The 22,351-nt window shown below is 62.2% G+C and carries 22 protein-coding genes; 5 read left to right on the forward strand and 17 right to left on the reverse strand.

What is annotated here, in order from left to right; genetic code table 11:
• Positions 1 to 16: 16 nt before the first annotated feature.
• The 6 genes from SR3_RS14040 to cyoA form a co-directional block, all read right to left on the reverse strand.
• Positions 17 to 625, reverse strand: coding sequence for a flavodoxin family protein (locus SR3_RS14040; protein WP_068087248.1), 609 nt, complete (start codon positions 623 to 625; stop codon positions 17 to 19).
• Positions 626 to 693: 68 nt separating this feature from the next.
• The gene (locus tag SR3_RS31315; RefSeq protein ID WP_157098850.1) at positions 694 to 864 is read right to left on the reverse strand and encodes a hypothetical protein; all 171 of its coding nucleotides are present in this window, start codon (positions 862 to 864) and stop codon (positions 694 to 696) included.
• A 75-nt stretch (positions 865 to 939) separates the two neighbouring features.
• A complete protein-coding gene (gene cyoD, locus SR3_RS14045; RefSeq protein WP_068087099.1) occupies positions 940 to 1,320 on the reverse strand; it encodes a cytochrome o ubiquinol oxidase subunit IV in 381 nt (126 codons plus the stop codon).
• Positions 1,317 to 1,985, reverse strand: coding sequence for a cytochrome (ubi)quinol oxidase subunit III (locus SR3_RS14050; RefSeq protein ID WP_068087103.1), 669 nt, complete (start codon positions 1,983 to 1,985; stop codon positions 1,317 to 1,319). Before SR3_RS14050 ends, cyoD begins: the two co-directional genes overlap by 4 nt.
• Positions 1,982 to 3,991, reverse strand: a complete 2,010-nt coding sequence (locus SR3_RS14055) for a cbb3-type cytochrome c oxidase subunit I (protein ID WP_068087104.1) — start codon at positions 3,989 to 3,991, stop codon at positions 1,982 to 1,984. The genes SR3_RS14050 and SR3_RS14055 overlap by 4 nt, the downstream gene beginning before the upstream one ends.
• Positions 3,981 to 4,916, reverse strand: coding sequence for a ubiquinol oxidase subunit II (gene cyoA / locus SR3_RS14060; RefSeq protein ID WP_245653917.1), 936 nt, complete (start codon positions 4,914 to 4,916; stop codon positions 3,981 to 3,983). The genes SR3_RS14055 and cyoA overlap by 11 nt, the downstream gene beginning before the upstream one ends.
• A 270-nt stretch (positions 4,917 to 5,186) precedes the next feature.
• Here cyoA and SR3_RS14065 point away from each other — a divergent pair, with 270 nt between their 5' ends.
• Positions 5,187 to 6,488 (forward strand): Gfo/Idh/MocA family protein, encoded by a 1,302-nt coding sequence (locus SR3_RS14065; RefSeq protein ID WP_068087105.1) that lies wholly within the window; start codon positions 5,187 to 5,189, stop codon positions 6,486 to 6,488.
• Here SR3_RS14065 and SR3_RS14070 read toward each other — a convergent pair.
• The 11 genes from SR3_RS14070 to SR3_RS14120 form a co-directional block, all read right to left on the reverse strand.
• Entirely contained in the window at positions 6,485 to 7,468 is a 984-nt protein-coding gene (locus SR3_RS14070; RefSeq protein WP_068087108.1) for a cation diffusion facilitator family transporter, read from the reverse strand. The two genes, SR3_RS14065 and SR3_RS14070, sit on opposite strands and share 4 nt — an antisense overlap.
• 160 nt (positions 7,469 to 7,628) lie before the next feature.
• Positions 7,629 to 9,578, reverse strand: a complete 1,950-nt coding sequence (locus SR3_RS14075; protein ID WP_068087110.1) for a hybrid sensor histidine kinase/response regulator — start codon at positions 9,576 to 9,578, stop codon at positions 7,629 to 7,631.
• 7 nt (positions 9,579 to 9,585) lie between these two features.
• On the reverse strand, positions 9,586 to 10,224 hold the full coding sequence (locus SR3_RS14080; protein ID WP_068087114.1) for a chemotaxis protein CheX: 639 nt from the start codon (positions 10,222 to 10,224) through the stop codon (positions 9,586 to 9,588).
• Positions 10,221 to 10,604, reverse strand: a complete 384-nt coding sequence (locus tag SR3_RS14085) for a response regulator (protein ID WP_068087116.1) — start codon at positions 10,602 to 10,604, stop codon at positions 10,221 to 10,223. Before SR3_RS14085 ends, SR3_RS14080 begins: the two co-directional genes overlap by 4 nt.
• A gap of 60 nt (positions 10,605 to 10,664) precedes the next feature.
• Complete coding sequence (locus SR3_RS14090; protein ID WP_068087119.1) at positions 10,665 to 10,928, reverse strand: hypothetical protein; 264 nt, start codon at positions 10,926 to 10,928, stop codon at positions 10,665 to 10,667.
• Positions 10,925 to 12,862 (reverse strand): chemotaxis protein CheA, encoded by a 1,938-nt coding sequence (locus SR3_RS14095; protein ID WP_068087122.1) that lies wholly within the window; start codon positions 12,860 to 12,862, stop codon positions 10,925 to 10,927. The genes SR3_RS14090 and SR3_RS14095 overlap by 4 nt, the downstream gene beginning before the upstream one ends.
• Positions 12,862 to 13,707: a CheR family methyltransferase gene (locus SR3_RS14100; RefSeq protein ID WP_068087127.1), complete on the reverse strand. Its 846-nt coding sequence runs from the start codon at positions 13,705 to 13,707 to the stop codon at positions 12,862 to 12,864. Before SR3_RS14100 ends, SR3_RS14095 begins: the two co-directional genes overlap by 1 nt.
• A complete protein-coding gene (gene cheB, locus SR3_RS14105; RefSeq protein ID WP_068087130.1) occupies positions 13,704 to 14,789 on the reverse strand; it encodes a chemotaxis-specific protein-glutamate methyltransferase CheB in 1,086 nt (361 codons plus the stop codon). Before cheB ends, SR3_RS14100 begins: the two co-directional genes overlap by 4 nt.
• The gene (locus tag SR3_RS14110) at positions 14,786 to 16,294 is read right to left on the reverse strand and encodes a chemotaxis protein CheW (RefSeq protein WP_084455562.1); all 1,509 of its coding nucleotides are present in this window, start codon (positions 16,292 to 16,294) and stop codon (positions 14,786 to 14,788) included. Before SR3_RS14110 ends, cheB begins: the two co-directional genes overlap by 4 nt.
• Positions 16,188 to 18,101: a methyl-accepting chemotaxis protein gene (locus SR3_RS14115; RefSeq protein ID WP_068087133.1), complete on the reverse strand. Its 1,914-nt coding sequence runs from the start codon at positions 18,099 to 18,101 to the stop codon at positions 16,188 to 16,190. Before SR3_RS14115 ends, SR3_RS14110 begins: the two co-directional genes overlap by 107 nt.
• A gap of 142 nt (positions 18,102 to 18,243) precedes the next feature.
• Positions 18,244 to 18,618, reverse strand: a complete 375-nt coding sequence (locus tag SR3_RS14120; protein ID WP_245653918.1) for a response regulator — start codon at positions 18,616 to 18,618, stop codon at positions 18,244 to 18,246.
• 199 nt (positions 18,619 to 18,817) lie between these two features.
• On the opposite strand from SR3_RS14120, the gene SR3_RS14125 reads away from it, so the two are divergent.
• From SR3_RS14125 to SR3_RS14140, 4 genes are all read left to right on the forward strand, one after another.
• A complete protein-coding gene (locus SR3_RS14125) occupies positions 18,818 to 19,459 on the forward strand; it encodes a nucleoside deaminase (RefSeq protein ID WP_084455563.1) in 642 nt (213 codons plus the stop codon).
• Between the two features lie 297 nt (positions 19,460 to 19,756).
• Positions 19,757 to 20,332, forward strand: a complete 576-nt coding sequence (locus tag SR3_RS14130; protein WP_068087258.1) for an SRPBCC family protein — start codon at positions 19,757 to 19,759, stop codon at positions 20,330 to 20,332.
• Positions 20,332 to 21,543: a zinc-dependent alcohol dehydrogenase gene (locus tag SR3_RS14135; protein ID WP_068087136.1), complete on the forward strand. Its 1,212-nt coding sequence runs from the start codon at positions 20,332 to 20,334 to the stop codon at positions 21,541 to 21,543. Before SR3_RS14130 ends, SR3_RS14135 begins: the two co-directional genes overlap by 1 nt.
• Positions 21,536 to 22,348: an SDR family NAD(P)-dependent oxidoreductase gene (locus tag SR3_RS14140; RefSeq protein WP_068087139.1), complete on the forward strand. Its 813-nt coding sequence runs from the start codon at positions 21,536 to 21,538 to the stop codon at positions 22,346 to 22,348. Before SR3_RS14135 ends, SR3_RS14140 begins: the two co-directional genes overlap by 8 nt.
• Positions 22,349 to 22,351 lie beyond the last annotated feature (3 nt).

The raw sequence follows: 22,351 nt of genomic DNA on the forward strand, positions 1-22,351 counted from the left end.
GAATTTCGGGACACCGTCAACCCGGATAGGGCGACTGCTTCAGCAGGCTGGCAAGATGGGCAGCATTCCCCGCTACCATGCTTGCTGTTTTGGCGATGATCCTGGGCGTTTCAGTCAGATCCTTGAAATCGGTCGAACCCATGGCTTCGCCCACCCAATAGCAGGCGGCGATGGAAGGGATGGTCCAACCCACATCATTCAGCGCCTGAAAAAGCTGGGCGCAGGCATAATGCGCGCCATCCTCATTGCCGACGATCGCGGTCACCGCCAGTCGGCCATAACTGGGCATGCGGCCATGATCGTCGGTTTCCCCCAGGAAGGCATCCATGCGTTCGAGCACGCGCTTGGCCACGCTGCTGATCTGACCCAGCCAAATCGGACTGCCGAAGATGACGATGTCATGGGCAAGGATCTTGGCACGCAGCGCAGGCCAGTCATCGCCGTCACCTTCATCGGAAGTGACGCCCGATTTGATGTTCAGCCCAGCGACCCGCACGGTTTCGGTCAACGCCACGCCCTTTTTGGCAAAAGCCTTGCCCAGCACCGCGATCATCGCGTCGGTGGACGAGGTCTGCTCGGGATCGGGCTTGAGCGTGCAGTTGAGGGCCAGAGCCTTGAGCATCAGGTTTACCTTTCCGAAAACCGTGCGGCGTTGCGATGCGCAGTCAGGGAGAAGAGCGTCGTCAAACGGCCTCATTGCCCCTCATGGGTGGCAACCTCGGCGGTATCGGGATGTTTGCTCTGTTCGATATGGCCCAGGTTGCGGCCCACAAAGCCGAAGATGAGGATCAACAACACGATGACGGCTGCCACAACGCCGCCACGCACACGTCGCTTGGGGGCGGGTTTCAATGGATCTTCCATGGTCTTGCTCCTTCTTGCGACTGAATTGTCTCTTGGAAAACAAGTCCTCCGGAGCTGGTTTGATCCACGCCGGCCTCAAGGCATATTGCCCATTGCGGCATGATCCATCGCCATGCCGTGGCTGAGATGCCCCATGATCCAGATCGAGCCGACGATCACCAACAGCACAACGAGCGTGCCGAAAGCCAGCGCCAGCACATTGTTGGTGTTGTCCGGTCCGGTGGTGACGTGAAGGAAAAATACCAGATGTACCCCCATTTGGGCCACTGCCAGTACCACGATGGCCACCGGTACCGAAGGCGCCCAGACCAGATTGGTTGAGGCGACCCAGAAGGAGGCGCCTGTCAGCAGCAGCGCGAGGGCAAGGCCCAGCGTGTAGCCGCGCAGACTTGCAGCGCCATCCTCGCCCTCACCGGGGACGGTATCGCCGCTGTCCTTCTTGTACGGATCGCTCATGCCCGGCTCCCCAGCAAATAAACGATGGAAAAGACGCCGACCCACACAATGTCGAGCGCGTGCCAGAAAAGGCTGAAGCAAAGGAGACGCCGCATGATGGCGGGGCGGAAGCCCTTGACCCAGGTCTGTGCCATCATCGTGCCAAGCCAAAGCAGCCCGATCGTCACATGCAGCCCGTGCAGTCCCACCAGCGCGAAAAAGCTGGAGAGAAAGGCGCTGCGGGTCGGCGTGGCGCCCCGGGCCATGAGTTCGGCAAATTCGCTCAGTTCGATGGCGAGGAAAGCCGCGCCGAGCAGGCCGGTGGCAGCCAGGCTGAGCTGGGTGGTAAGTTGGCTCCTGCGCTCGGCTCCCAGACTCGCCAGCCCGCAGCAATAGCTGGAAAGCAGCAGGCAAACCGTCTCCACCGCGACGCGGGTGCGGGTAAAGATCTGCGGCCCGCTTGGGCCACCCGCCGTGGCATGGGCCAGTACTGCATAGGCGGCGAAGAAGGCTGAAAACAGCACGATATCGGAAAGGAGATAGATCCAGAACCCATAGCCCACGACGATCCGCTTGGAGGCAGGGCCGCCTTGGCCGTGGCCGGTGGTATCGCGCTGGTTGTCGTCCTCGTTGCGACCGTGGCCCAGTCTGTGGGGATCGCTGCTTGTGCCCGCTGCGCTGCTCATGCCGGTTCCTCATCATTCTGTCCCAAGTGTCGCGCGCGTGCGGCGCGTCGCGCACGGTCGATACGTGTGACCTCTTCGACGGGGACCGAAATCTCATCGCGGTCGCGCCAGGCGAAGACGACAAAGGTGGCATAGGTGCCGAGAAAACCCAGAATGGCCAGCCACCAGATTTGCCAGATCAGCGCAAAGCCGATCAGGGTGGCAAAAAAAGCCGTGACGATTCCGGTGGGCGAATTGCGCGGCATGTCTATGGATTCGTAGGCCGGTTCATCGCCAAGGCTCTGTGCCTCGATGGCGCGCCGCTTCATACCCCAATAGGCCTCCTCGCCGCGCACATCGGGCATCACTGCGAAGTTGAAGGCGGGCGGGGGCGAGGAGGTGGACCATTCCAGGCTGCGCCCGTCCCAGGGATCGCCGGTGAGATCGCGCAGGCGCTCACGGTCGCGGATGCTTATGTAGAGCTGAATGGCCTGAGCCGCGACACCCAGCATCATGAAGCCGACGCCGGCGAGCGCGACATGCAGCCAGGGAATCCAATCGTCGACCTCGGTGCGTTGCAGGCGGCGGGTCATGCCCTCCAGTCCGACGACATAAAGCGCGCCGAAGGTCAGTACAAAACCGATGAGCGAGGGCCAGAAAGCACGCTTGCCCCAGCGCTCGTCGAGCTGAAAGCCGAAGGCTTTGGGAAACCAGAAACTGTAACCGGCAAAGGCGCCGAAGATCACCCCGCCCACGATCACATTGTGAAAATGGGCCACCAGAAACATCGAATTATGCAACAGGAAATCAGCCGGCGGTACGGCCATCAGCACGCCCGTCATTCCCCCCACCACGAAGGTCACCATAAAGGCCAACGACCACAGCATGGGCGTGGGAAAGCGCAGCCGTCCGCCCACCATGGTGAAAAGCCAGTTGTAGATCTTCACGCCCGTGCCCACTGCGATCACCGAGGTGGCGATGCCGAAAAAGGCGTTCACATCGGCGCCCGCGCCCATGGTGAAAAAGTGATGCAGCCAGACGAAAAAGGAAACCACCACGATAAACAGCGTGGCCGCGACCATCGAACGATAGCCGAACAAGGGTTTGCCCGAAAAGGTCGAGAACACCTCTGAGAAGACACCAAAGGCCGGGAGGATCAAAATATAGACCTCCGGGTGTCCCCAAGCCCAGATCAGGTTGACGAACATCATCATGTTGCCGCCCGCCTCATTGGTGAAGAAGTGAAAACCCAGATAACGGTCGAGCGTCAGCATCGCGAGAGTCGCGGTCAGGATCGGAAAGGCCGCGACGATCAGCATGTTCGACCCCAGCGCTGTCCAGCAGAACATCGGCATGCGCATGTAGGACATGCCCGGAGTCCGCATCTTGAGGATGGTGGTCACCAGATTGATGCCCGTCATGAGCGTGCCTGCGCCGGAAATCTGGATCGCCCAGAGGTAGTAATCGACACCTACGCCCGGCGAATAGGTCGTTTCGCTTAAGGGGGCATAGGGCAGCCAACCGGTCCTCGCGAACTCGCCTATCACCAGCGACATGTTGACCAGCAGCGCACCCGAGGCCGTCAGCCAGAAGCTCACCGAATTGAGCGTGGGAAAGGCCACATCGCGCACGCCCAATTGCAGCGGCACCACGAAATTCATCAGGCCGATGATGAAAGGCATCGCGCCGAAGAAGATCATGATCGTACCATGGGCTGAAAAAATCTGGTCGTAATGTTCGGGCGGCAGATAGCCCTTGGCGCCATGGACCGCGATGCTCTGCTGGCTGCGCATCATGATCGCATCGATAAAGCCGCGCAGCAGCATCAGCAGCGCCAGCATGGAGTACATGATGCCGATGCGCTTGTGGTCGACGCTGGTGATCCATTCGCGCCAGAGATAGGACCACAAGCCGCGCCGCGTCACCCAGATCGCCGCCCCCAGCAGCGCCAGCATCACCAGTCCCGCGGCAAAGAGCGGAATGGGCTGCGCAAAGGGGATGGCCGACCAGTCAAGTTTACCCAGCATGGTTTTGCACTCCGGAACTGGAAGGGGTGCTTTGCGCGCGCCCACCAGGCCCCAGTTGGGGGCCGGGAGCAGGGGCGATGTGCTGAGCAACGATGGCATCGAAAAGGGTGCCCTGTGGCGCGCGCATCGTGGAGGGCTCAATCGGGCGGTGCTGCCCGCCTAAATCGGCAAAGGAGCGATCATCGAGGATCGACTGACTTGCCTGGGCGGCCTTCACCCATTGCGCGAAACCAACGCCGGGCAGGGCTTGCACCGCAAAATGCATATCGGAAAAGCCGTCGCCGCTGAATTGGGCGGACTGGCCATAGAACTGACCCGCCCGGTCAGCCCTCAGGCTGAGCTGCGTCTCCATCCCGTTCATCGCATAGATCTGCGAACCCAGGCGCGGCACGAAAAAGCTGTTCATCACGCTGGCCGAGGTCAGCCGCAGATGCACCGGGACGCCCACCGGCAAGGCAAGGGCATTGAGCGATGCCACCTGCTGCTCCGGATAGATGAACAGCCAGGCCCAGTCGAGCGAGACCACCTGCACCTCCAGCGGCGGCTGGCGTGACGGGATCGGCCGGCCCGGATCGAGGTCATGACTGCCGATCCAGATCACGCCGCCAAGGAACAGGATCACCATGATGGGGATCGACCAGACGATAAGCTCGACCCGCCCCGAATAGGCGAAATCGGGCCGATAATGCGCCCGCGCATTGCCGGCTCGATACCACCAGGCCACGCCCAGCGTGGCAAGGATGGTGGGCACCACGATCACGAGCATGATGGCAAGCGCATTGAGCAGGATCGCCAGATCGGCGGAGGCGATTGGGCCTTCCGGCGCCAAAATGCTGGCCGGACCTCCGCATCCCGCGAGCAGCAATGCCGGAGCGAGTGGCACGGTGCGGTCTATGCCATGCGAAAGGAAGGTTCGGCGGCTCACCCTCAAGACAGTGTCGTTGTGCCACGCCGCATGCCGCTGCCTTTGTGGTTTGTCTGCAGAGGCATAGGGCGTGATCCTTGCGTCAGAAGTGTGGGTCGGCGGTTCGCTGCGTCAGGGTTTCGAACAGAGGTGAGGGGCTGAGGTTCCCCTCGTTGCGTCGTACCGAAATCGATCAACCGATCTTCAAGAACGGCATGGTGCCTTTCGCGCCGCGACCTCTTCGTGCCTTCATGCATTGCACCTTGCGATATCCGCGAAGGAGCGAAGCTTGTGAACCGACTCGATCGCCTCAACCGCCGCTCTCTGTTTCGTGTTGCAGGGTGGGGCGCCGGGGGGCTGATGCTCTCATCGCGGGCGATGGGGAGTGTGCCGGGCTTCACGCCGCCCAGCGCGGTCGATACCGGCCATGTCGAGAACGGCAAGGTGGTGTTCCCCGCCTGGCGCGACCCGGCCGACACGCCCTCGGGCCCAACGCCCGCGCCCTTGCCGCCGGAACAGCGCGTGGGTTTTGCCATCGTCGGACTGGGACGGCTGGCGCTGGAGGAAATCCTGCCCGCCTTCGCCCAATCCATGAAGGCCCGTCCAGTCGCCCTTGTCTCCGGTTCGCCCGACAAGCTGAGGCTGGTTGCCGCCCAATATGGGATCAAGCCGGAGGCCTGTTACAGCTACGAGAGTTTCGACAGCATCCGCGAGAACCCTGAAATCAAGGTTGTCTACATCGCCCTTCCCAATGCCATGCACCGGCTCTTTGCCGAGCGCGCGGCAAGGGCCGGCAAGCATGTTCTCAGCGAAAAGCCGATGTCGGTCAGTTCAGCCGATGCCCAGGCGATGGTTGAGGCCTGCCGCGTGGCGGGTGTCAAGCTGATGGTCGCCTATCGTATCCAGTACGAGCCCTACAACCGCCGCGCCATGGAGATGGTGCGCGACGGCAGCCACGGCAGGCTGCTGGCCTATCACGGGATCAACACCCAGACCGTGGCTCAGGACGGCCATCTGCAGTGGCGGCATAAGAAGGCCATGGCGGGGGGCGGCTCGCTCTTCGACATCGGACTCTATTGCCTCAACACGGCCCGGTTCATGACCGGTGAGGAGCCGGTGGAAATTTTCGCGACCACATTCTCGCCGCCCGGTGACCCCCGCTTCGCACAGGTGGAGGAAACCGTGTCTTTCATGCTGCGTTTTCCCTCCGGCACGGTGGCGAACTGCTTCACCAGTTACGGCGGGCGTGATGACAAGCATGCCCGGATGAACCTGCAGAAGGCCGCCATCGATCTGCCCAACTGCTACCAATATGCCGGTCAGCAGATGAGCGTGATCGGGCGCGAGGGCGATGCCACCAGCCGCAACGAACTGGTCCTGACGACCAAAAACCAGTTCGCCACCGAAATCGACCATATGGCCGAGTGTGTGCTGACCGGGCGGAATCCCTACACGCCAGGCGAAGAGGGTGTGCAGGATCACCGCTTGATGGAAGCGATCTACGACAGCGCGCGCAGCGGCAAAGCCGTGCATCTGCCCCCCATGGCCGGGCTTGATCGCTTTCGCGGGCCACCGCCTGTGCGGGAGGCCTAGGTTTCGACATTGTCCCAGGCGAGGGCGTCAGCGTCCTCGCCGAGATCGTCGAGCACCTCCAGATGGCTCTGGATGGATTGCGCCTCGAGATAGACCCGGCGCACATCTTCAAACGCGTCGCGCATCCTCTCATCCACCTGTGCGACGATGCGCTTCACGATCGCTGCCGGCGTATCATCCCGAAAATCCGCCGAAACGATCAGCAGCACTTCGGAGGGGCCGAAGTGCATGGTGCGTACCTCATTGACATGGTCGATCACCGCGATCTCGCCAAGGATCTCGCGAAGGCGTTCCTCGATGACCGGATCGGCGGCCTGGCCGGTCAGCAGCGTGTAGCAGCGCCGGGCCAGGCTGATTGCGGTGACGGCCAGAATGAGACCGATGATGATCGAGGTCCAGCCATCGATCACCGGCATGTCGAGCAGGAGTGCGAGCACGGTTCCGGCGAGGGCGACCAGCAGACCCGCGATGGCGGCGGTGTCTTCATAGATCACCGCGAAGATGGTCGGATCGCGATGGGTGCGCAGCGTCTCCAGAAAGCTGAGGGAGCGGTTGCGGGCCTCTTTCTTCACGGCCTTGATTGCCACCAGCAACGATGTGCCTTCCAGCAGGATGCTGACCGCCAGGATAAGCATATTGACCCAGGCATGACTGATTGGCGTGGGATGGCCGATCTTCGCCAGCCCCTCATGGATCGTGAGGCCAGAACCCAGAGCAAAGATCGCCACCGAAACCACGAAGGCCCAAAAATACAAGCGCAATCCATAGCCGAAAGGATGGGGAGCGTCTGCCGGGCGGCTGGCGTCTTTCAGCCCGAAGAGCAGCAGGATCTGGTTGCCGGTATCGACAAGGCTGTGGATGCCTTCTGAAGCCATCGCGGAGGAGCCGGTGTAGGCCGCTCCGCAGAATTTCGCGATGGCTATCCCGGTGTTTGCCCCCAGGGCTGCACGCAAAGTCGTTTTCGAAGCATTGGTCGCCATGGCCAGTCCATCTCTCGTATTGTGATGAAAGCTGCCCGCGGGTGGCCCAGTTCCATTTGGGAAGGCCAAAAGGCATTGCTCAGGCCTCGCCAAGCCCAAGGAATGCCGCCGTCAAGGCGATCAGTCAGCGATGAAGGACGGCTCAGCGCAGTCTGTCACATCAGGCCGGCTGCGCGGCGCTTCTCATGGCCTGGATGATGGCCTGCTCCAGCATCTCTTGCGTGAAGGGCTTGCCCAACCGGACGATGCGCGGTTGGCAACCTTCGGGCAGTTCAGAATAGCCACTGGCGAGGATGATTGGAAGATTCGCGTGTTCGAGCGTGACGAGATCAGCCAGCTGTGTGCCGGTCATTTTAGGCATGGCCTGATCGGTGATCAGCAAATTGAGATCAGGGTTTTCACCAATCAGTTCGAGTGCCTCCTGGCCTGAGCCTGCTTCGAGCACCTCATGGCCAAGGTCTTCAAGCAGGGCGACGGTGTTCATCAGGATCAGCCCATCGTCGTCGACGGCGAGAATTTTAAGCGATGGCAGATCAGCGACAATGTCAGCCGGCGTCTGCTGAGCTTTGACGGGAAGGGAGCCCGCCGAGGCAACCGGTAGCAATAAGGTCGCTTCAGTTCCTTCGCCCAGCACACTGTGCAGCGTGAAGCCGCCGCCAAGCTGTTCGGCAAGCCCATGGATCATCGAAAGCCCAAGCCCCGTCCCCTTGCCGACGCCCTTCGTGGTGAAAAAAGGCTCGGTTGCTCTGGCGAGGGTGATCTCATCCATGCCCTCGCCATGGTCGATGACTGACAAAGCGATATAGGGCTCAGGGCGGAGGCGCACATGGCGGGCCGATCCGTCGTGGCACAGTCTGGCCGAAACGATGATAGTGCCCCCCTGAGGCATGGCATCACGCGCGTTGACCGCCAGATTGAGCACCGCCATTTCGAGCTGATTGCTGTCGGCAAGGACAAATGGCAGGTTCTCATCGAACAGCAGATTGAGCGTCCATGCCGGACCCAAGGTACGCTCGACCAACTCACGCATGCCGGTCACAAGAGCAGAGATATCCACCCTTTCCGACGTGAGGTCCTGACGCCGGGCAAAAGCCAGCATCCTCTGCGTGAGGGCCGCTCCGCGTTCGGCGCCCTGCATCGCACTATCGAGCAGGCGATCGGTCGCGGGATCTGCGGGCAGACGCTTGCGCAACAGGGTGAGGCTGCTCATGACCGCCATCAGCAGATTGTTGAAATCATGGGCAATGCCGCCCGTCAGTTGACCCACTGCTTCCATTTTCTGTGCCTGGCGTAGCGCTTCCTCGGCCTGCTGGCGGATCGCCACCTCCTCGGCAACCCGGCTTTCCAGGCGGTCGCTCCACTCACGAAGTTCGGCCTCCTGCCGTTTGGCGGCCGTAACATCATAGATCACGCCGACGAGCCGAAAACCCGCGCCCTCGTGAATGATCTCGCCGCGGCGGGCGATCCAGCGCTCCTCGCCATCATCGCTTCGCGCGATGCGGAATTCGGCATCGACGCTTTCTGGAATCCGTGTGTCTCCCGGACCCGGGACCAGCGGCGCTGTGTCATCCAGCAAAACACCATTGATCGTCTGCACGGGCAGCACCGGGGCAGGGTGCAGACCAAGCAAGCGGCAGAACTCGCCCGAGACCGTGACGGTGGCAAAACCGTCGATATATTCGAAGCTGCCGATGCCGCCCGCACTCTGCGCGATGCGTAATTTTTCCTCGGCCCGCTTGCGCTCGGTGATGTCCACCAGCAGGCCGGTGAAGCGCAGCGGCTCATCGTTGTCGCTGAGATGGCAATGGCCCCGCCCGTGCATCCACAGCACAGCCCCGGCGGCCGTTACAATGCGGAAGTCCTTGGCGAAAAGCTCCGCCCCGGCAAGCAGCCCCGCCACGGCAATACGGATACGCGGGCGATCGTCGGGATGAATGGCCTGGAAAAAAATGCTGGTGGGCAGCCCTGCGCGTGCCGCTTCGGGTTGAAGGCCGTAAAGGTCGGCAAAATGCTCGTCGATATGCAGGATTTCGCGCCGGATATCCCAGTCCCAGGTGCCGCTGGCGCCTGCGGCTGCCGACACGGAGCCGAAGTTGCGCGGCGTCACCATGCCAGGCTCAAGCGTCATCGCCGACGACGCGGGCGATGAATTCGTCGAGCAAGTCCTTGAGGATTTCCAGCGAAGGCAGGTCCATGATCATCGCGATATAGCCGCGAATGTCCCGGCTGCGTACGGCAAAATCGATGTAGAGGAAAAGCACGAGGCTCTTTTCAGAAGTCTCGGCTGTCACATCGAACAGGCTGGCGCTGCTGCCGCGCAGAACTTCGGGCAGCGTCATTGTCAGCGAGCGCTTGAGCATATTGGCCATGGTGGCGAGGCAGGCATTGAGGATGATGTTGCCCGTCTCGCACAGGGCCTCGCTCTCCATCTCGACGAGATCCTCGATCGCCACGTCGCCGCCGGTCACCGCATGGACAAGCTCAAGACTATTGGTCTCAGGGAAGATCAGCAAGGCGCGGCCTGAGAAAGGACCGGAGAAATCCTGCCTGACGGCAACCAGATCGGTGATTTCACGCTCGCTGATCAGGCGCGCGGCGCGGCGCTGGCTGACCACCTCAATGGAGGGCACCGAGAGCAGAACCTGATCGCCGATCATCTTGCGCAGGCTGGAGGCAGCCCGGCTGACGCCGATGTTGACGATCTCGGTCAGCGCATCGCGCTCAAGCTCGCCAAGTGTGATGCTTTCGCCGCTCACGCCCGTTTTGACCGCAGGCGCAGCGCAGCACCCGAGAGGAAGGGTTCCAATGCGTCAGCGGTCACCGGCTTGGCCACGAAAGCGGCGCCGATCTCACGGGCACGCGCGATGATCTCGTCCTGAATGTTGGCGGTGATGATGGCAATGGGCATATCGGGGTAGAGAACGCGCAAATCCCCCGCAAGTTCAAGGCCGTCCTTCTCGCTCATGTTGAAATCGATCAGAGCAAGATCGGGAGCCTGGCTGGCAATGACGTCAATGGCCTGTGCCGCGCTGCCGGCTTCCAGCTTGTCCCATTCCGGCTGGAGGGCGGCAAGGGCCTTGCCCGCAACGATCCTGGCGAGCTTGCTGTCATCAACAATCAGAACGGTGATCGGCATTGGCTTCTCCGGGCGGCTGATGGTCGCGGCCCTGCATTGAAATGGGGTTCGACCTGCGTATTATGGATTTTTTGGCGTCCTGTCGTTATCTGAAATGAGGCGGAGGAAGATTTCTCGCGAGAGGGGACCTGCGGCGGCCTGTCCCTGGATGGCAGGGCGAACCGCCAGCAGCACCTGCACGAGCGCCATATGCAGCCGCTGCAGGCCTGTGATGTCGACCGTCGCCTGCGCGTCTTGCTCGAGCGCGCGAAGGAGATCCTCAGCATCCTCGACAGGGCATCGCCCGGCAAGGTAAATCACTCCGCCTTCAACCCTGACACTCATGCCAGAAGCTCCTGTACATCAAGGACCAGCAGCACGCTGCCATCCCCCATGATCGCCGAGCCAAGCATGCCATGCGCCTGCCCCAGCACGCCGCCATGCGGTCTGATCACCGTATCGAGGCGATGGGAGATGTTCCCGACCCGCAGCGCGACAGGACTCCCCTCGATATGCGTGACCACCAAACGGGAGGTGGGGGCGGTCATCGAGGGTAAACCAAGCAGGCCGGCAAGATCGACCACTGGAACGGCCGAACCACGCAGCACGCAGACCTGCCCAAGTCCGACCGGCTTGATGGCCGACGTGTCGATCCGGAGCGTCTCGCGAACCTGCCCGAAGGGAATGCCAAAGCGGTCCCCGTCGATCTCGACCACCAGCAACTGGGTGGTAAGGGCATGTGCCGGGAAGCGCATATGAAAGCTGGTGCCCGATCCCACCTTGCTCTCGACTGTGATGGTGCCGTGCAGACGAGTCACCGCCGCCTGCACCGCATCCATGCCCACGCCCCGTCCGGAGAGATCGGTGATGGCGGCGGCGGTGGAAAAGCCAGGCTCGAAAATCAGGCGCAGCGCACTTTCATCATCGCTCAAGACGGCGTCCTCGTCGAGGAGGCCGCGTTCGACGGCCATGTGGTGGATGCGAGCAGGGTCGATGCCGGTGCCGTCATCGCTGAGGGTTGCAGTGATGGCGTCGCCGTCCCTCGCAAGGGTCAGCCGCAACCGGCCCTGAGGCGGTTTGCCGGCCGCTTGCCTTGCGGCGGGCATTTCGATGCCATGATCGATGGCATTGCGCAGCAGATGGAGCAAAGGCTCGAACAGGCCCTCGGCGATCTGCTTGTCGGCTTCGATGGTTTCGCCTTCCATCGTGAAGGCCACGGACTTGCCAAGGGCGTCAGCGATTTCGCGGGCGGCACGCGGCAGGCGGCGCAGCGTGCCTTCGAGCGGCACAAGCCGGATCTGGGCCAGATGTCCATGCAGGCTGGTTGCGGCGCGTTCGATGCTAACCTGAGCACTGCGCAGCCGGGTAGCCAGGGCGCGGTCGAACCGACCCATGTCATTGGCCAGAGGTGCTAGGGAATTGATGGCGATGACAAGATCACGAAGGCCATCCGCAAGCGCGTCGATGCGCGCCGATTCGACCCGCAGCAGGGTGCCGTCAGCCGTGATCTTCTCCCTATCGGTTTTCCGGGAAGTGCGGGGCAGGGCGGCGAACTCGACCTGATCGGGCTGCAAGCGGAAGGCGGCACGCAGATCGGCCTCATCAGCGGCGCTCAGCCCCTCGATCAGCGACAGGCACGCAAAAGGATCGAGTTCGGCGGTCCTTGGCCATGATCCCTCGGCAGGCAGGATCGCCAGCGCGACGAGATCCGGTATCGCTTCCACCACGGAGAGGGGGTCTTCACCGCGAAAGAAGCAATCCGCATCGGGGCGATAGCGAAAAGCGATCAGATCGGCGATGGACTGATCGATCTGATGGGCTTCGCGCGCAACAAGGGCGGTGAGCCAGTCTGCCGCCTGGCTGGCGGGCTCGGATGTGTCGGCTTTTGGCAGCTGATCTGCGACATGCCCGCGCAGGAGAGCAAGCACGGCGCTCGCTCGCTCGTCGGCATCGCTGGGCAGGGCACCGTCGCGTTCCATGGCATCGATCCAGCGGTCGGTCTGGTCGAGGCAGGCGGTCAGCGTATCCAGCGTTGCGGGTCGCAGCAAGGCAGCGCCTTTGCGCGCCTGTTCCAGCACATCTTCCGCTGCGTGCAACAGCCGCTCGGCCGGGGAGAGCGCAAAGATCGCAAAAGAGCCCTTGAGCGTGTGAATTGCCCGAAAGGCGCTGTCGATGGCCGCGCCGTCAACCGGATCGCGGGCCAGCGTTGCGAGATCCTTGGCCGCCTGGGCAACCAGCTCCCGGCTTTCGATCAGGAATTGTTCGAGCAACTCGTTCATTATGGCCGACGATAGACGATTGCGTCGGCAAGGCGAGTCACCGTGAAGCGATCCGAGATGCGGCTCATCGACTCGCTGTGCCCGAGGCAGAGATATCCGCCCGGGTTGAGGCGATCATAAAGAGTTTCGCCCGCTGCGATGCGTGCATCATCATCGAAGTAGATCAGCAGGTTACGGCACAAAATAACATCGAACCGGCCAAGTGGGGCCACGCTGGCCGGATCAATGAGATTGGCCTGGGTGAAGCGCACGGATTCGCGAAGATCCGCAATGATGCGCCGCTGATGGTGTTGTTCGGGTTCGAAATAGCTGTCCAAGAGGGCTTCGGGCAGACGTGCGAGCGAACGTTGCGAGAAATTGCCCTCTACCGCTCTGGCCAAGGCGGAAGTGTCGATGTCGGATCCCACGATCTCGATGTTATAGGCATCGACCAGCGTCCAGTTTTCCAGCAACCAGATGGCGATCGAATAGGCCTCTTCCCCCGTGGCACAGGGCATCGACCAGATCCGCACCAGATCGCCAGGCGTTCGATGCCGCGTTATCGCGGGAAGAATATCGCGCGAGAGCGCGGCAAGCTGATGTTCTTCGCGATAGAAATAGGTTTCATTGATGGTGAAGGCGTTGATGAGCGCCTCGCGCTCACCGTCATCACCAGCAGCGAAATCAAGATAGGCGGAGGCGGTTGCCGCGCGCCGTCGAGCCATCCGTTCGGCAATGCGGCGCTCGATATAATAGCGCTTGTTCTCTCCGAAAACCATGCCGGTCCAGCGGTGGATCAGGGTCGAAACCCGCGCAAGCTCTAGAGCGCTGAGGACCGATAAAGAAGGGAAGGACTGTCTGGTCACGGCGTCAGCAGCGCCATCAACTCGCCGGCGATCGTGTCAAGCGCACAGATGCGCGATGCCCCGCCCCGGCTCACCAAGGCGCCCGGCATGCCCCAGACGACAGCAGTGCTTTCGGCCTCGGCGATGGTCTGGCCACCTGCCTGCTTCAATCTGGCCATGGCTGCTGCTCCGTCATTGCCCATCCCTGTCATCAAGACCCCGATCAGCCGTTGGGGTGGGAGCAGACGCAACGCGCTGTCGACAAGGCGATCCACGCTGGGGTGCCAGAGATAGGCCTCGCTCATCGGCGCGGGCAGGGCAACCAGATGACCGGCCCGCCGTGAAAGGATGAGATCGGCATCCCCCCGCCCGATATAGGCATGTCCGGAAGCCAGCGGGGTGGCCTTATCGACCTCCATGACATCGAGCGCGCAGAGCCGGTCAAGCCTTCGCGCGAGGGGGCCCGTGAAGGAACCGGGCATATGCTGGGCAACGAGCACGGGCCAGGGAAAGCCGGCTGGCAGGCTTCCGAGCAGCCTGTCGAGCGCGGGAGGGCCGCCGGTCGAGCAGCCGACCAGCACCAGACCGGGAATATCCGTGGGTGAGGGGTCGATTGTTGTTTGGACCGACGCGGGAGGGTTAGATGCGGCCGGAAGGCGGCGCGGTGCTCGCGCGCGCAGCCTTTCCTGCAGTCTATGGCTGCGCGGAACGCGGGCTGTCGCGGCGGAACGGACCCGGGCCACGAGATCCGCGGCGATGGCGTCGATCTCGAGAGACAGGGCGCCCTTGGGTTTGGGAATGAAATCCACCGCGCCCAGTGCCAGCGCTTCAAGCGTTTCCTCCGCCCCTTCAGCGGTCAGCGAGGAAACCATGACCACCGGGCACGGGTGAAGCACCATGATGCGATCGAGACAGGCAAGCCCGTCCATTTCCGGCATATGGATGTCGAGCGTGATCACATCCGGACTGAAGGTGCCAAGCTGCTCGAGCGCCTCGGCGCCATTGCGGGCCACGGCGATCTCGAAATCACCGGCAGTGGTGAAGATTTCGGTCAGTAGGCGCCGCATCAGGGCGGAATCGTCGACGATCAGCAATTTGGTCACGTTCGGGATTTCGCACCCTTCTTGCCCAGTTCGGTCAGCAGGTCGCGCTCGGCCTTGTCGAGCAATTCCTCCGGGCTCACGATCAGCACCAGACCATCCTGGCCCTCAACCGTCGCGATTTTGTCGAACACGCGCATGCCCTCAACCCCCAGATCGGGCGCCTCGCGCAAGCAGGAGGCGGGCAGGCGGGTTACCTCCCGCACGGCATCGACCAGAAATCCGGCGGTGAGCTTTCCGATTTGCACGAGGATCACACGGGGCCTCTCCGCGACCACGCATTCGCCTTTGAAACGCTGAGCCTGATCGATCACGGGCACGATCTGGCCTCTGACCTCCATCACGCCTTTCACGAAGGCAGGCGCGCGGGGCAAGGCGGTCAGGCGGGCTGGCAACGCCGTGACTTCGAGGACGGCTTCGATGGGCAGACCGAAATGATCCTCCCCGATCGTGAAGGTCAGGAAGGACAGGTGTTCCTCGGCCGTGAGGGCATCGCTCATGGTTTCGCCAGTCCCCGTATCGTCTGTAAGCAGCCGCGTCGTTAAGTCCTGGCCGACCAGATGATCGGTGGCGAGCACCGACAGGAGCCGCTGGCCGTCGCCACGCCTGCAGATCGCCTGAATGCGCGCCTCGCTGCCGCGATTGAGCAGCTGGGGGACCGGATCGATGGCCGTTTCGGCCACCCGCTCCACAGACTGGATCGCATCGACAACCAGACCGAGCCGATGCGCCTTGACGCGCGTGACCACGACTGACGACCGTCGTCGCCCCTCGGCCCTCTCCATGCCCAGCAGACCTGCAAGCGAGAGCAGAGGCAGGATCATGCCCCGCCAGGCGATGCTGCCCACCGTCGCCGCATCGGCATGCGGCATCAGCGTGACATCTTCGGGAAGCGCAAGAACCTCTTCCACCGCCGACAGGGGAAGCGCGAAATCCTGTTGCCCTACGGTGAAGGCAAGCATGGCGAGGCTTTCGACCTCCTCCTCGGCGCTTTCCACCGTTGGGACGGAACGACCGGATGTGGCGCGCCTCCTGCGATCGGGCATGGCGCCTGCGATCAGGGCTGCAGGATCGAGCAGCGGAACTCCGGGAGCTTCACGCCCATCCAGCAGCTGCGACACCGCTGTGACGGCCAGCCCGACCTGCCCGTCAAGATCGGTGAGAATGATCCGTTCGCACGGCACATCCTCGCGCCCCATCAGCCGCGCGAACGAGAACACCGGAATGGCGTCACCGCGCAGACCGGCAACGCCGAGCAACGCTTCGGGCGCATGAGGCACCCGCGACAATCTGGGCGTTGGCAAGACCTCCAGCGCCGTTTCCGCCGCCATGGCAAACCTTTCCGCGCCCAGGCGGAAGGTCAGCAATCTGGTGGCGGAGGAGGTCGCGGCGGGCAAACGCTCAGGCCTCGCCAGCGGCAAGCACGGTGGCGATCGAAGCAATATCCTCGATGGCCGCAGCCAGGGCTTCTGCCGCCTCGCTTTGCTGGCGAGCAGCAGCGCTGGCATCTCGAGCGGAAACCGAGGCGAGATCGGCAGCTTCTGCGATCTGCCGCGTCCCACTCTGGATTTCGCGGACGGCGCGCAGAATATCCTGAGCACCGGTCAGGATTACGCCATTTTTCCCGCGCGCTGTTTCCAGCCCGGCAACGACCTGCGCAAAACGCTCGACCATGGCGCGGTTGCGCTCGATTTCGGCTTCTGCTGCGCCGACGACCTGTTCCAGCTCACGGCGGACCGTGGCGACCTGGTCCTGAATATCGCGCGCGCCCTCCTTGCCGCGCTCGCTGCTGTCTGCGGCTCCGCGCGAGAGTTTACGAATGTCGGCAGAAACCAGAGCAAAACCGCGCCCAGCCTGGCCGGCGCGGGTCGCCTCTACCGCGCCGTTGACGGCCAGCATGCTCGTTTGCACAGCGGCGAGCGCCAGGCGATCGGTGATGGTCTCGATTTCGCGACTGGTGCTATGAAGGCCGGAGAGCAAGCCCAGAACCGCATTGATCTCGGCGATCGCCGAAGCCACGCCATTGGCAAGGCGATCGACCAGTGCGGCGCTATCGCGCGCAGCCTGGACGATCCCGACGATGCGTTCATTGGCCAGAGCGGTGCGGTCCTGCGCACGCTGGGCGGCAGCCTCGATCTGCGCCATGGCAGCATTGGACTGCGCGGTTGCAGCGGCCTGAACATCGGTGCCCCGACCAATTTGGTCAAGAGCGGTCAGGATCTGGGTTGCCGATCCCGACAGCTCCTGCACCGTCGCAGAAAGCTGCTCGGCAGCCGCAGCCACCTGTTCGGCAAGAGCCGATTGGCGGTCGTCCTGAAGTTTGCCAGTCATTTTGGCCAATGCTTCTGCTGTTTTCTGGCTTTCTTCCAGAGAGACTGCCTGCTGCTCGGTGGCTCGCCGTGCCTCGGCGGCGGCTGCCGTCTGCTCCTCTGCGGCACTGGCGACCTGCTCAGCACCCCGTTCGGCTTCGCGCGCCGCCATTTCGGATTCGCTGGCAGCCTGTAGAATGTCCTGCGCGGCGATTCCGAGTTCGACCAGATTGTCACGCCCCGCCGCGAGCTCTGACACGACCTTACGCCCGGCCTGGGCTTCTTCGGTTGCCTGGACAGATGCGGCGCGTATTGTCTCGGAGATGCGTAGCACATCCTGCGCGATCACGGCTGAAAGCGCGCGAATTGTGCCGGCTCCAGCCTCGGAAGCTTCGGCAATCGCCCGCACTTCGTCCGCGACGACGGAGAAACCAACGCCATCGGCGCCGGCACGGGCGGCTTCTATGGCAGCGTTGAGCGCGAGCAGGCTGGTCTGATCCGACACATCGGCCACTTCTGCCCCGACCGCGTCGATGTTGCGCGAGGCTGCTTCCAGAGCATCGATCAGCTCGACGCTGGACAATTGGCGCTGGGCGCTCAGGGTAATTGCCGCGACTGAACTGTCGATCAATGCGCCGATCTCGCCGAAGGCTATAGCTGCCCTGTCTGTCTGCTGACGCGCCTCATCGGCTCGATCTCGCGCATCCTTGAAACCGGATCCAAGGGATGCGATCAGCCCAAGCGATTCCTGAGCGGCGCCTGCTGCTTCCTCCGCGCTGCTCGCGATATGGTCCATGGTGCGTTGCAATTCAAGCGTCGCCGCGGAGGCTTCGCCCAGCCCGCTTGCCAATTCCTGTGTCGCCTGATCAATCCTGCTTGCAGCAGTGACAGCTTTCCGTCCGGTCGACTTAACGGATGTCCGTCGGGGTTGTGCCGGTGGCGCAGCAACGGCCTCAGCCACAGACTTTGCGCGAGCACCCAGGGTCGATTTCTTTACGAGCGCCATTATTCAGTCCCGATCATCAGTTGCGCTGGTTCTAAGGGAGCCGTGCGCGAGGCGCTAGGGGTGATGAGCAATTTTCCAACTCACCGTGTAAACCTCGGCAGGGCTGGCGCAACAGCCTTGGGAACGGAATTTCTCTGGGAGGTCAGGCTTCGATCATAGCGCGGATGCGACCAGCAAGCGTATCCATGGTGAAAGGCTTTGTGATCATTTCCATCCCTGGCGCCGGAAAGCCCGAGGCCATGGAGGCACTTTCGGCATAGCCGGTCATGAAGAGAATTTTGAGATCGCCGTAAAGCACCCGCGCTGCCTCCGGCATCTGCCGGTCGTTGAGGCCGGGGAGGCCGATATCTGTGATCAGCAGATCGATCCAGCGCGGTGATTGCAGGCTATCCAGAACTGCCCGGCCGTCGTCGACTTCGATTGCGCCATAGCCCAGCTCGGCCAGCTCCTCGACAATCAGCGTCCGCACCACCGTATCGCCCTCAACGACCAGCATGGTCTCACCGATTTCGGCCATGGGCAGATCCTGCATGGGCCGGTTTTCGGCGTTGTCTTTTGTATCCTCGCTGCCATCGCGGATGCGCGGAAGGTAGCCCATCACTTTCTGAATGGGCCTGGTGGAACCTATGCAGTCTCAGTCGGCTTGAATTACCGGCACTGTGCCAGTGCGCGCTCATGCGCGCCTGACACTCCGGTCACAGCCCAAGGAGGCACGCATGAGCAACGGCCAAGCCGAAACACCTGAAACTCCCAAGACTTCGCAGAAGGAAGCGCCTGCGATTAAAAAGCCAGTTGGTGTCTCGTTGCCTAGAGAACTGCCCCGCGCTGATCCGCTTCCAGGTGGCGACCGGAAGGGCGACTTAACCGTGCTGAGCGAAGATGAGCATTTCATGCGGATGGCGATTGCCGTGGCCGCGTCCGAGGGCAATGACCCGGCGCTTTCGCCCATCGGTTGCGTGATCGTTCGCCAAGGCAAAGTGCTGAGCGCCACCAAAAATGGGGTAGAGCCGCTGCATGATGCCACTGCTCATGCCGAGATGCTGGCGATCCGCGAGAGCGGTGCTCCCTTTCCCATGGGCAATTTGGGTGGAGCGACGCTCTATTCGACGCTTCAGCCCTGCGGCATGTGCACCATGGCCTCGATCTGGGCCAAGGTGGGGCGGATCGTGTATGGTGCAGGGCGCTCTGACGTCCACCGTATGTACTTCGAGGATCGCCATATCGACACGCTGAACATCATAACCGACGCCTGGCGGCAGGATCTTTCGCTGACCGGCGGCGTGCTGCGTGAGGAGTGCGCCCGCCTCTATTTCCGACCCTGGGACAATGTGCCAGTCGAACAGCAAGGCAATCTGTAAGAGCGGGCTATTTCGCCTCGAGTTGCCAGCGTGGCGTTGCCGATGATTGAACCGTGATGATCCGGCACCGGTCCGGATGCTTGTCCGTTCGATAGGTGTTGCTCCGGTCGCGACGGACCAACCCATTTTATGGCGTCCGGCCTGGCATCCCTGATGCACGGTTGATCGAATTGCCGAGCAGTAAGTCGTCGGGTTGCCGCGCTCGCATGGATCATTTGTCGTCCCCATCGTTCGGAACAGTGACCGCCTGATGGTCCGGTCCATCCGGGCCATTCAGGCAAACCGATGGAGATTGCCATGACACTCCCGAAAGACGACGCCCCCGCTAGCACCGCCAAGAGCCAGGAGGGCATCACGGCGGGCATCGGTGAATTGCGTGGCCCCAAGGGCGATGCGCTGGCGAGCTGGTCGGTGACGATCAACCGCCCGCACGGCGATCTCTACACGTTCTTCCACGATTTCGCTCATCTTCCGCAGATCATGGACAATGTCGATCATGTCGAGGTGATCGACGCGTTGCGTTCACACTGGGTGGTGAAAGCGCCCGCCGGGCACCTTGTGGAATGGGACGCCATCATCACCGAGGAGAAGGAAGGCGAACTGATCGCCTGGACCTCCATCGAGGGTGCGGATATTGCCCACGCCGGGCGCATCACCTTTCAGGATGCCGGAGCGCGCGGGACAGTGGTGACCGCAACCATCGCCTATCATCCGCCGGGCGGTCTGCTTGGCAAGACCATCGCCAAGCTGTTTCAGCGCGAGCCGGAAATACAGGTTCGACGCGACCTGCGGCGCTTCAAGCAACTGATGGAGACCGGCGAGATCGCCACCAACGCCCGCACCACCAAGCAGTTCGACGAGGAGATGGCCTGATGCGCGCTCTGACTTGGCACGGGAAGCATGACGTTCGCGTTGAAACGGTGGACGACCCCGAGATCATCAACCCGCGCGACGCCATCATCAAGATCACCTCGACCGCGATCTGCGGCTCGGATCTGCATCTCTATGACGGCTTCATCCCCACGATGAAGGCCGGCGATATTCTTGGCCACGAATTTATGGGTGAGGTGGTCGAGACCGGTGTGAAGTCGACGCTCAAGAAGGGCCAGCGCGTGGTGGTGCCTTTCACCATCGCCTGCGGCTCCTGCTATCATTGCGGCAAGCATCAGTATTCCGCCTGTGACAATGGAAATCCCGCCGACAATCAGGATCTGGGCATGGAGCTTTACGGCCAGCCCATGTCGGGTCTGTTCGGCTACAGCCATCTCACGGGCGGCTATGCGGGGGGGCAGGCGGAATATGTCCGCGTGCCCTTCAGCGATACCGGCCCCATCGTGATCCCCGACGGTCTGGACGATGACGAGGTGCTGTTCCTCTCCGATATCCTGCCCACCGGCTGGCAGGCGGCAGAAAATGCCGACATTGAACCGGGCGATACGGTCGCTGTCTGGGGCTGCGGTCCGGTCGGGCTTTTCGCGGTGCAATCAGCCTTTCTGATGGGTGCGCAGCGCGTCATTGCCATCGATCATTTCCCCCATAGGCTGGAGTTGGCCAAAAAGTTCGGCGCCGAGACGATCAACTTCGAGGAAAGCAAGACCTATGAGGCGCTGATGGCCATGACCGGCGGCATCGGGCCCGATGCGGTGATCGATGCCGTTGGGCTGGAAGCGCACGGTTTCTTCGTCGACAATGTGATTGACCAGATCAAGGCCTCCACCTTTCTGGGGACAGACCGACCCCATTCCATCCGGCAAGCCATTCTGGCCTGCCGTAAGGGCGGGCGGGTTTCAATGCCCGCCGTGTATGGCGGCTTTGTCGACAAATTTCCGCTCGGCGCCTTCATGGAAAAGGGCCTGACGCTCAAAACGGGCCAGACCAGCGTGCAGCATTACATGCCCGCACTGCTCAATGCGGTCATCGAAAAGAAGATCGATACGACCTTCCTGATCAGTCACCGGTTGGGGCTGGAGGAGGCAGCGCAAGGCTACAAGATGTTCCATGACAACCAGAACGAGGTGACCAAGGTGGTGCTCAAGCCCGGCCTGGCGCCCACACCTGCAGGAAAGGAATCTCGCCATGTCTGACAAAGGGGCTGATAAATTCGCGATCATCACCGGGGCCTCGACAGGCATCGGTTTCGAACTGGCAACCCTGGCGGCGAAGAACGGCTATGACATTCTTGTCGTCGCCGATGAGCCGTTGATCGATGCAGCCGCCGCCGATTTCCGGCAGTTTGGCGTGGAAGTGCAGTCGGTCGAAGCCGATCTTTCCACCCTGGAAGGCGTGGACAGCTTGCTCAAGACCATCGGCGAGCGCAAGATCGATGTGCTCTGCGCCAATGCCGGGCGAGGACTGGGCCATGGCTTCCTTGACCAGAGCGTGGCCGATTGGCGCCGCGTCGTGGACACCAACATCACTGGAACGCTCTATCTGCTGCAGCAGGTGCTGCGTGACATGGTGGGGCGCGATGAGGGCAAGGTGTTGATCACCGGCTCGATCGCGGGCTTTATCCCGGGAAGCTTTCAGGCGGTTTACAACGGCACCAAGGCCTTCATCGACAGCTTTGGCGACGCCATCCGCAATGAGCTGAAAGACAGCAAGGGCGTGACCATCACCACGCTGATGCCCGGCCCCATCGACACCGAGTTCTTCGCACGCGCCGACATGCTCGATACCAGCGTGGGCGCGGCGGACAACAAAAGCGACCCCGCCGACGTCGCGCGCGATGGGTGGGAAGCGCTGATGGCAGGCGAGGCGCATATCGTCTCGGGCTGGAAGAACAAGCTGCAGGCGGCGGTGGCCCATGTCACACCTGCCAGCATTCTTGCCGAGCAGCATCGTAAAATGGCCGCCCCCGGCACGGCGCAACCCGAAACCAATGATCTGTGAAAG

Origin of the sequence: Novosphingobium rosa NBRC 15208 (assembly GCF_001598555.1) — a bacterium.
Taxonomy (GTDB): domain Bacteria; phylum Pseudomonadota; class Alphaproteobacteria; order Sphingomonadales; family Sphingomonadaceae; genus Novosphingobium; species Novosphingobium rosa.

Excerpts from the sequence above, each read along its gene's own strand:
- SR3_RS31315 (WP_157098850.1), bottom strand. The coding sequence starts at position 864 with ATGGAAGATCCATTGAAACCCGCCCCCAAGCGACGTGTGCGTGGCGGC.
- cyoD (WP_068087099.1), bottom strand. The coding sequence starts at position 1,320 with ATGAGCGATCCGTACAAGAAGGACAGCGGCGATACCGTCCCCGGTGAG.
- SR3_RS14050 (WP_068087103.1), bottom strand. The coding sequence starts at position 1,985 with ATGAGCAGCGCAGCGGGCACAAGCAGCGATCCCCACAGACTGGGCCAC.
- SR3_RS14055 (WP_068087104.1), bottom strand. The coding sequence starts at position 3,991 with ATGCTGGGTAAACTTGACTGGTCGGCCATCCCCTTTGCGCAGCCCATT.
- SR3_RS14070 (WP_068087108.1), bottom strand. The coding sequence starts at position 7,468 with ATGGCGACCAATGCTTCGAAAACGACTTTGCGTGCAGCCCTGGGGGCA.
- SR3_RS14075 (WP_068087110.1), bottom strand. The coding sequence starts at position 9,578 with ATGGTGACGCCGCGCAACTTCGGCTCCGTGTCGGCAGCCGCAGGCGCC.
- SR3_RS14085 (WP_068087116.1), bottom strand. The coding sequence starts at position 10,604 with ATGCCGATCACCGTTCTGATTGTTGATGACAGCAAGCTCGCCAGGATC.
- SR3_RS14090 (WP_068087119.1), bottom strand. The coding sequence starts at position 10,928 with ATGAGTGTCAGGGTTGAAGGCGGAGTGATTTACCTTGCCGGGCGATGC.
- SR3_RS14095 (WP_068087122.1), bottom strand. The coding sequence starts at position 12,862 with ATGAACGAGTTGCTCGAACAATTCCTGATCGAAAGCCGGGAGCTGGTT.
- SR3_RS14110 (WP_084455562.1), bottom strand. The coding sequence starts at position 16,294 with ATGCCAGCGCTGCTGCTCGCCAGCAAAGCGAGGCGGCAGAAGCCCTGG.
- SR3_RS14115 (WP_068087133.1), bottom strand. The coding sequence starts at position 18,101 with ATGGCGCTCGTAAAGAAATCGACCCTGGGTGCTCGCGCAAAGTCTGTG.
- SR3_RS14120 (WP_245653918.1), bottom strand. The coding sequence starts at position 18,618 with ATGGCCGAAATCGGTGAGACCATGCTGGTCGTTGAGGGCGATACGGTG.
- SR3_RS14125 (WP_084455563.1), top strand. The coding sequence starts at position 18,818 with ATGAGCAACGGCCAAGCCGAAACACCTGAAACTCCCAAGACTTCGCAG.
- SR3_RS14130 (WP_068087258.1), top strand. The coding sequence starts at position 19,757 with ATGACACTCCCGAAAGACGACGCCCCCGCTAGCACCGCCAAGAGCCAG.
- SR3_RS14135 (WP_068087136.1), top strand. The coding sequence starts at position 20,332 with ATGCGCGCTCTGACTTGGCACGGGAAGCATGACGTTCGCGTTGAAACG.
- SR3_RS14140 (WP_068087139.1), top strand. The coding sequence starts at position 21,536 with ATGTCTGACAAAGGGGCTGATAAATTCGCGATCATCACCGGGGCCTCG.